Origin of the sequence: Candidatus Palauibacter polyketidifaciens (genome assembly GCF_947581785.1) — a bacterium.
GTDB lineage: Bacteria > Gemmatimonadota > Gemmatimonadetes > Palauibacterales > Palauibacteraceae > Palauibacter > Palauibacter polyketidifaciens.
In genome coordinates this window covers 54,622-63,399 of sequence record NZ_CANPVO010000044.1, presented here as the reverse complement: position 1 = coordinate 63,399, position 8,778 = coordinate 54,622, and the positions used below count along the sequence as shown (strand labels likewise).

Sequence of the window (8,778 nt, the reverse complement as noted above, 5' to 3'; positions counted from 1 at the left end):
GGTGACCTCTGCGTTCGGGATCTTCCATCAGCTCACGGGCGACCTCGAGGCCGAAGGGGAGGTGGTCGTGGAGGACCGCGTGGACGACCAGCGTCTCGAGACGGAGCGCCTCCGGTATCGGAACGCGGACGGTCGCCTGCTGGGCGATACCACGTTCCAGTTCGTCGATCCGGTCGAGGGTCTGACGCTCGACGGAACGGGGTTCGAGTCGGACCCCGCGCTCGACTCGGTCGTCGTCATGAATCAGGAAGGCGAGATGCTCCCCGTCGCTTCCTTCACGGAGACGATCCCCCTGCCGGCCGTCCCCGCCGGGGACCCCGCGGGCGTCGCCGACGAACCCGTCGCCGGGGAGCAGGCCGCGGGGGAGCCCGTCGTCGAGGAGCAGGCCGCGGACGAACCGCCGGCGGCGGACTCGGCGGCGGCTGGCGACGATCCGGAGGCGGTTCCGGCGCCGGACACTGCGGCGGCAGCGGACAGCGTCCCGGCTCCGGGCGACAGCGTCGCGGCGCCTCCCGACACGACGGAGGCCCTGCCGGACAGCCTGCCGGTGCCGACCGATACGACGGAGACCCTCCCCGACAGCGTGGAGGCACCTCCCGATACCACGGTGGCGCTGCCGGACAGCCTGGAGGCGCCCCCCGATACTGCGGCGGCGCGCCGGTGACTCGCGGACGTCTCGCTTTCCCGGGCTGCCTGGTGGTGGCGGCGGCGCTCGGCGGCCCGCTCGCCGCGCAGGAGCCCGACCCCGGGTTCGGGTCGGCGCTCGAGCGGTGCAGTCTGCGGTGGAGTCCGCTCGAAGCCGACACGAGGAGCGTCACCAACCGGGACGTGACCGGCGCGCACGTCACGGTTCTCAGCGGCCGATACCTGTGGACCTGCGGCAACGCCACGATGGAGGCGGACAGCGCGATCAAGCGCGACGGCCCCCGGCAGGTCGAACTCCTCGGCGCGGTCGTCTACGAGGATTCGATCCGGACGCTGCAGTCGGAACGGCTCCTGTACTTTCAACTCTCCGACTTCATCATCGCCGAAGAGAACGTCAAACTCGTCCGTCTGACGGATCGGTCCACCCTCATCGGCCCCCGCGTGGAGTTTCTGCGCGCCGTCTCCGGCGTCGACGCCGTCACGACCGCGCCCGACCGGCCGATCGTGACGTTCTACCCGACGAACACCGAGTCGCCCGAGCCGTTCCTGATCGAATCGGATCTGGCCATTTTCGCTGGCGAGGATGAGGCCCGCTTCTACGGGGATGCGATCATAGACCGGACCGATCTGAACGCCCGGGCGGACAGCGCCCTCCTCACTCGGGCCGATGGCCTGGGTGCCCTGTGGGGCGACCCGTGGATCGAGGCCGAGGGAATCCGGATGGAAGGCGATTCGATACGATTCGTTTCGGAGAATCAGGAACTCGAGGAGATCCACGCCATCGGCAATGGCTACGTGTCCGGAGACAGATTCGAGGTGGAAGGAGAGTTGATCGACATCGATCTGAGCAATCGCGAGGTCGAGCAGGTGCAGGCTCACGGGGAGGGCGTGAGCCGGGCGCTCTCCGGCAGCCACGAGCTTTGGGGCGACTCGATTCGTTTCGCGATGTACCGGAGCCAGATCGACACGGCGTATGCGTTCGGCGGTGCCGTCGCCGTCCAGCGCGACTCGTCCTGGGTGCCACCGCCCGCACCGGAGCCGGCGACTGCGGATACGACGGCCGCCGATTCGGCCGCCGTCGACGTCACGGCCACCGATCCGCCCGCCAGCGATTCGACGACCGCGGCCCAGGACACCGCCGCAGCCCTTACGCCTACCGACTCCGCCGCGGCCCGGGATACCGCGGCAGCTCCCGCTCCCGCAGACACCGCCGCAGCCCTCGCGCCGGCCGACTCAGCGGCAGCCCCTGTCCCGGCGGACTCGGCAGCCCCCACCCCGGCCGACTCCGCCGCCGCCCCCGCCCCGGCGGACTCCGCTGAAGCCGGCGCGGACACGACCGAAGTGGCGGCCGAGGACGGTGAGCCGGCAGAGGCCGAGGAGCCCGAGGAGATTGAACTCCCGACCGATGGCTCTGCGAACTGGGCGCGCGGCGATACCCTCGTCGCGATCTTCGAACGTTCCGAAACGCCGGTTGCGGACCCATCGCTCGCGCCCGATCCCTTCATGCGGCAACTCGTGGTCGACGGGAACGCCAGCGCCTTCTACAGAATGGTCCGGGATTCGACGACGAGCACACGACCTTCGCTGAACTACATCGTGGCGCGGCGACTTCAGGTGGATTTCGACGCGGGAGAGCCCACGGGGGTCGAAGGGGAACACGCCATCGGCGCCTTTCTGGAACCGCGGGAGACGTTCGGGACACCGTCGCCGGCGGACAGCGCGGCCGTGGCCGACAGCGTGGCGGCCGTGGCCGACAGTACCGGAGCTGCTGCCGCGGGCGATTCGCTCGGTGCGCCCCGGGACACGTCGGACGTCCGGCCCGACAGCGCGGCCGTGACCGACAGCACGGTGGCGCCACCCGATACGGTCGGCACACCTCCGGACACCCTGCGCCGGCGCGGACGCTCTCTCACGGAGCTTGCCCTGCGTACCGGCCAACCGGGACGGGAGCGGCGCGTGACGTCCGGCGCCTCTCCGGCCCTCAGACCCAGGAGATCCTGTTGAGCAGTGTACTACGGGCCGAAGGCCTCGTCCGCTCCTTCAAGCGTCGCTGCGTCGTGAACCAGGTGGAGATCGAGGTGCGCCAGGGAGAGGTCGTCGGGCTGCTCGGCCCCAACGGCGCGGGGAAGACGACGACCTTCTACATGATCGTCGGCCTGCTCAAGGCGGATGAGGGACGCGTCTACCTCGACAGCGACGAACTTACGAACTGGCCCATGTACCGGCGGGCGCGAGCCGGGATCGGCTACCTCCCGCAGGAGGCGTCGGTCTTCCAGAAGCTCACGGTCGAGCAGAACGTGATGGCGATCCTCGAGACCATCAAGATGTCGCGGGAGGAGCGGCGCGACCGCCTGGAGGAGTTGCTCGACGAACTGTCCATCAAGCACCTTCGGGCGAACAAGGCCTATTCGCTTTCGGGCGGGGAGCGGCGGCGCCTGGAAATTACCCGGGCGCTGGCGACCCGGCCCAAGTTTCTGCTGCTCGATGAGCCCTTCACCGGGGTCGATCCGATTGCGATCGACGACATCCAGCGCATCGTGCGGGGCCTGCGTGAAAGGGGTCTGGGGGTGCTCATCACCGACCACAACGTACGCGAGACGCTGTCGATCACGGACCGCGCATACCTCCTGTTCGAAGGCAAGATCCTGGTGCAGGGCGAGGCGGATCACCTCGTGAACGATCCGGAGGCCCGCCAACTGTACCTCGGGGAGGACTTCAGGCTCTGAACATGGCAACGGGACGGCCGAGTCTCGCCGCGGGCCTTCACCTGCGGCAGGAACAGAAGGCGCAGCCTCGCCTCTACCAGGCGATGGACCTCCTGCACATGCCGCTGCTCGACCTTCAGGGCCACCTGCGGCAGGCGCTCGTCGACAACCCGTTCCTCGAGCTCGTGGAACCCGGAGAGGAGCCCGACGACGGCGACGATCTGCGTGACGCTCTGTCCGAAGACCCGGAAGACGGCCCCGCGGATGAGGCGGAGGAAGTGGATTGGGAGGATGTCCTGCTCGATGACTTCGATGCGGGCGGGCCGCCCGAAGAGTACGGGGACCGGGAGTACTACGCGCCCGCGGCGGTCGCCACGCGGAGTCTCTGGGACCACCTCCACGAGCAGTTGAATCTGCTCCGTCTCGGCGAGCGGGAGCTGCGGATCGGCGAAGAGATCATCGGCAACGTCGACCGTGACGGGTTCCTCTCATGCTCGCTCGACCGGATCGTCGAGGCGCTGGAGGGACGGCGGGACGAACGGCGCGAGGATCCGCCGGACGCGGCGGGAGCCGTTTCGCGGGAGGCGGTCGAGGAGATGCTCGCCCGCATCCAGTCCTTCGAACCGAGCGGCGTGGCGGCGCGGGACCTGCGCGAGACGCTTCTGCTGCAGTTGCGGGACCGCGGGCGGGAGGCGTCGCTGGCCTGGCGCATCGTCGACGGACACTTCGATGACCTCGCGAACCGCCGGTGGCCGGAGCTGGCGGACGAATTCGGGATCACGCCGCGCGAGGTGCAGACCGCGGCGGACGAGATCGCAAAGCTCGATCCCAAGCCGGGTCTCCGGTACGCGGACGCATCGGAGTCCTACGTGATCCCGGATCTCACGGTGGAGAAGGTCGAGCGGCGGTATCGCGTCTCGCACGCCGACACCTCGCTGCCCCGGCTCAAGCTCTCGCCCGTCTACCGCGACATGGCCGCGGATCGCGCCCGATTCCAGGGGGAAAACAAGGCGTTCATCTCGGAGAGGCTGAACAGCGCCCGGTGGCTGATCCAGGCGATCGAGCAGCGCCGGCAGACGATGCTGCGTGTGATGGACTTCATCGTCGAACGGCAGCACGAGTTCTTCGAGAAGGGCGTCGAACACCTGCGTCCGCTCACGCTTCGTGACGTGGCCAAACACATCGAGATGCACGAGTCCACCGTCTCTCGCGTGACGAACGGCAAGTACGTGCAGACGCCGCGCGGACTCTATCCGCTCAAGTTCTTCTTTTCAGGGGGCTATTCGACGCACGCCGGAGAAGACGTGTCGTCGGAGGGCGTGCGCGCCCGGATCCGCAAGCTGGTGGCGGAGGAGGACCCGACGGCGCCGCTCAGCGACCACGAGATCACCGCCCGCCTGCAGAAGACGGGAGTCCGGATCGCGCGCCGCACGGTGGCGAAGTACCGGGACCAGCTCGGGATCCTCGCGGCGCGGCTGCGCAGGCGCGTATGAGCGATCCGGCAATCTCGGTGCTCGTCCCGGCGTACGATGAAGCCGAGAACATGCCCGAGCTGTTCGCGGAACTCGCGGCGACGTTCGCGAAGCACGACCTCGCGGCCGAGGTCGTCCTCGTGGACGACGGTTCCGGCGACGGGACGGCCGAAGCCGCCGAGGAGGCGGCCGCGCGGGCGGGGCTGGGCGGCGCAGCCGTCGTACTTCGGCACCGGGCGAACCTGGGGAAGACGGAGGCGATGCTCACGGCCGCCGAAGCCGCCCGCGGCGAGTATCTCGTCCTCTTCGACGCGGACCTGCAGCATTCGACCGAGGAGATCCCGCGCTTCGCGGCGAAGCTGGACGAGGGCTACGACCTCGTCGCGGGCCGCAAGATGGGCCGCTACGAGAAGCACTTCATCTCGTCCGTCTATAACCGGCTCGCGCGCACGATCTTCAAGGTGCCGGTGCGCGATCTCAACTCCATGAAGGCGTTTCGGGCCGAGGTCCTCACGGGCCTCAGGCTGCGGCACGACTGGCACCGCTACTTCGTCGTGCTCGCCCACGCCCGGGGATACCGGCTCGGCGAGCTGGACATCGACCTCCTCCCGAGACGCCACGGAGAGGCCAAGTTCTCGGGGCGCCGGCGGATCCTGATCGGGATGCTGGACATGGTCTCCGTGTGGTTCCAGCTCGTGTTCGGGCGCAAGCCGCTGCTCTTCTTCGGCACGAGCGGCCTCGCGATGATCGCCGCTGGCTGCGCCACCGGGCTCGCGGCGCTCGTCCTGCGGTTCGGGTTCGGCCTCGGGTACCGTCCGCTGCTCACGCTCGTGCTTCTCCTGGTCGTGGGAGGCCTTCTCCTCTTCATCCTCGGCTTCCTCGCGGAGACGATGGCGCAGCTTCGGGACGAGATCGAGGACTTGAAGCGCAGCGGACCGCAGTGAAGGTGGTCCATGTCGTCACGGCCTTCCCGCGCGACGACGACGACGTGATCACCCCCTGGCTCGGAAGACTGCTGCTCGGCCTGCGCGACCGGGGCCTGGAGGTGGAGGTGCTCGCGCCCGCGTACCGGGGCGGGGGCGCGACGGAGTGGCGGGGCATCCCCGTGCGCCGCTTCCGGTACGCCCCGGCCGCGCTCGAAACCCTCACCCACGAGGAGACCGCGCCGGACCGCATCCGCCGCCGTCCGGCCTACGCCGCGCTCCTGCCGGGGTACATGATCGGCGGGAGCCTGGCATCGATTGCTCTCGGCACATCATCGCCCCCCGACGTTGTCCATGTGCACTGGCCGGTCCCGCACGCCTGGTTCGGCGCCCTCGCGCGGGCGTCATCCGAGCGGACGGCGCTGGTCTCGAGCTTCTATTCCGTCGAGATCCGCTGGATCGAACGCCGTCTCCGCTGGGCTCTGCCGTTCCTGCGCTGGTCGATCGAGAGCGCCGACGCCGTGACGGCGATTTCGACCGCGACGGCCGCGGCCGTGGCCCGGTACACGTCGCGCGAGGTGCCCGTGATCCCCTTCAGCTCGGCGATCTCCGACCGACCGCTGCCCGACGGTGCCGGTGCCGAGGCGCAGCCGCTGGAGGGCGAGGGACCCGTGCGCCTCCTCTTCGTGGGCCGTCTTGTGGAGCGGAAGGGCGTGCATATCCTGATACGGGCGCTGGCTCGCGTCCGGGAGCGCGTCGACGCGACCCTCACGGTGGTCGGAGAGGGGCCCGAAGCCGGCCCGCTGGAGGCGGAGGCCCGCCGCGTCGGCGTCGACCCCTCCGTGTACTTCGCGGGCCGCGTCGATGAGGAAGCGCTAGGCGAGGCGTACCGAACGAGCGATCTCTTCGTCCTGCCGGCGGTCGTGGACGGCAAGGGCGACACGGAGGGACTCGGCGTGGTTCTCCTGGAAGCGCTCGAGTTCGGGCTGCCCTTGATCGCGTCCGATGCCGGCGGAATCCCGGACATCGTGAGACACGGAGAGACGGGACTCCTCGTGCCGCCCGGCGACGCCGGCGCGCTGGCGGACACCATCATGCGGGTCATCGAGGACGCCGCCGCGGCACGGGACCGGGTCGAGAAGGGAAGGGCCCACATGCGCGAACACTTCGGACTGCCCCGGGTCGTGGACCGGCTCGTGCACCGCTACGAGGGTGCGGTGGCTGCCCGGCGCGGGACGAAACCGGCCACGGCCGCCCCTCAATGATGCGCGATTCTTTTGGCCTGGCTGCGCTCGGGCTCGCGTTTTTTCATCTCATCCTGGGGTTCCTTGTATTCGAACCCACGCTGTTTCCGGGGGGAGACAACGCGGGCTACCTCATCCTCGGCGATGCGCTGCGGAGCGGAGAAGGCTATCGGGACCTGCACCTGCCCGGGACGCCGCTGCACGCGCGCTATCCGCCGTTTCTTCCGCTTCTTCTTGCAGGGCTCGGTTGGATCGGTGGCGTCGGTCTGGCGAAGATCGCCATGCTGCTGTTCACGGCCACCACAGTTTGGGCCACGGCGCACTTCGGTCGAGTGTGGGTGGGTGCCGGACCGGGGATCGCCGCCGCCGCACTGTTGGCCGCCAATCCCACGCTGCTTGAGTACGGACACTACATCCTCAGCGAAGGGCCGATGGTGCTGCTAACCGTCACGGTTCTCTGGCTGTCGACGAAAGAGGATGGGCGCAGTGCGGCCTTCGCCATGGCGGCCAGCGTCGGAGCGTTCGCGACACGCACCGCAGGCATGGCGATTCTCCTCGCATTGCCGCTGGCGTGGCTTCTGTCGGGGCGTTACCGGCGGGCCGCGTGGGCAGCCTGCGTGGCTGTTGGTACGCTGGCAGCCTGGGCGCTCTATCAGGGCTGGGCCGCGGCGGATCAGCCCGGATACCTGGCCGAATTGTTGCTCAGCGACCCCTACACACCCGGTGAGGGAACGGTAAGTCTCCAAGGGCTCATCGAGCGTGGGGCCGCCAACAGCTGGGCCTACGTAAGCAGCGTCCTCCCGGCCATGTTGTTCGGTCCCGCCAGCGACGTGGGGGGCGGTCGGATTCTTGTGGGAATCGTGGTGTCGTTGGCCGCGCTGGTTGGGTGGGCGCAGGCGGCGCGCGAATGCCTTGGAGCTCCGGAGATCTATACAATCCTCTATGCCGGCCTGATCGCCCTCTGGCCGTCCGTCTGGACGGACCAACGCTTCCTCCTGCCGCTTTTTCCGGTCCTCCTGCTATTGGCGCTCGCGGCGGTCTGGAGAGTCCCGCTACCATCGTTCAGCCGCTGGCTCCGGTGGGCCGGCCCGGCGCTGATTGCGATCCTCGGGTTCGCATGGGTCGTTGAGGTAACGCCAGGTCGGTTGGCCTGTGCGGCGTCCCACCGTGTTGGGCGCCCATGCGACCCGCCGGCCTCGTCAAGTCTGTACGCCGCCGCCCAGTGGGCCCGAGACAACACACCGCCGGAAGCCGTGATCGCGAACCGTAAGCCGCGTCTCTTCTTCCGGTATTCACGCCGTCGAGGGGACGTGTATCCCTTCTCGGCCGATCCGGCGACCGTTATGGAGGGTCTCGAGGCGATGGGCGCGAGCTACGTAGTTGTGGACCAGGTGAGCGGGACAACGGGACGATACCTGATCCCCGCCATTCGCGCCTTTTCGAGCCGCTTTGAAGTGGTCTATGAGAGCGGGGAACCGGTTACCGTGATCCTGCGACTCCTGCCGGCAACGGCGGAAATCGAATGAAGCAGCATGGGAGTCGAAGCTCGCGCGCATGGGAAGCGCCGGACAGGGCCGCGTCGGGAATTCATGACTACCCGGGCAGAGATCTTGAGGCGATGTCCTCCGCCGTCCGGTACCATCCCGATATTCTCCGCATCTTCGCACCGAACCTGGCCGGCTTTGTTTCGGTCCGGCTCGCGTACCGGGACATCGTCGGAATGCTCCGCGTGTTTCGCGGTCTGCCGCGTCCTGCGCCAGGAGTTGAGTCCGGGAAAGGTGAGCCTGCA

At 68.7% G+C, this 8,778-nt stretch carries 6 protein-coding genes and 1 pseudogene; all 7 read left to right on the top strand.

The features are described 5' to 3' along the window. Positions 1 to 664, top strand: a pseudogene (locus RN729_RS12225) (hypothetical protein); the annotation flags it as partial. Next, positions 661 to 2,649 (top strand): hypothetical protein, encoded by a 1,989-nt coding sequence (locus RN729_RS12220; protein WP_310785157.1) that lies wholly within the window; start codon positions 661 to 663, stop codon positions 2,647 to 2,649. The pseudogene RN729_RS12225 and the gene RN729_RS12220, both read left to right, overlap by 4 nt. Continuing rightward, positions 2,646 to 3,371 carry an LPS export ABC transporter ATP-binding protein gene (gene lptB, locus RN729_RS12215; protein WP_310785155.1) on the top strand — a complete coding sequence of 242 codons (726 nt, stop codon included), beginning with the start codon at positions 2,646 to 2,648 and terminating at the stop codon, positions 3,369 to 3,371. Before RN729_RS12220 ends, lptB begins: the two co-directional genes overlap by 4 nt. A gap of 2 nt (positions 3,372 to 3,373) precedes the next feature. Further along, positions 3,374 to 4,843 carry an RNA polymerase factor sigma-54 gene (rpoN, locus tag RN729_RS12210; RefSeq protein WP_310785154.1) on the top strand — a complete coding sequence of 490 codons (1,470 nt, stop codon included), beginning with the start codon at positions 3,374 to 3,376 and terminating at the stop codon, positions 4,841 to 4,843. Next, positions 4,840 to 5,766, top strand: a complete 927-nt coding sequence (locus RN729_RS12205) for a glycosyltransferase (protein ID WP_310785152.1) — start codon at positions 4,840 to 4,842, stop codon at positions 5,764 to 5,766. Before rpoN ends, RN729_RS12205 begins: the two co-directional genes overlap by 4 nt. Next, positions 5,763 to 7,010: a glycosyltransferase family 4 protein gene (locus tag RN729_RS12200; RefSeq protein ID WP_310785150.1), complete on the top strand. Its 1,248-nt coding sequence runs from the start codon at positions 5,763 to 5,765 to the stop codon at positions 7,008 to 7,010. The genes RN729_RS12205 and RN729_RS12200 overlap by 4 nt, the downstream gene beginning before the upstream one ends. After that, a complete protein-coding gene (locus tag RN729_RS12195) occupies positions 7,007 to 8,515 on the top strand; it encodes a hypothetical protein (protein WP_310785148.1) in 1,509 nt (502 codons plus the stop codon). The genes RN729_RS12200 and RN729_RS12195 overlap by 4 nt, the downstream gene beginning before the upstream one ends. The last annotated feature ends 263 nt before the right edge of the window (positions 8,516 to 8,778 follow it).

Coding starts and splice junctions, on each gene's coding strand:
- rpoN (WP_310785154.1), top strand. CDS start 3,374: ATGGCAACGGGACGGCCGAGTCTCGCCGCGGGCCTTCACCTGCGGCAG.
- RN729_RS12205 (WP_310785152.1), top strand. CDS start 4,840: ATGAGCGATCCGGCAATCTCGGTGCTCGTCCCGGCGTACGATGAAGCC.
- RN729_RS12195 (WP_310785148.1), top strand. CDS start 7,007: ATGATGCGCGATTCTTTTGGCCTGGCTGCGCTCGGGCTCGCGTTTTTT.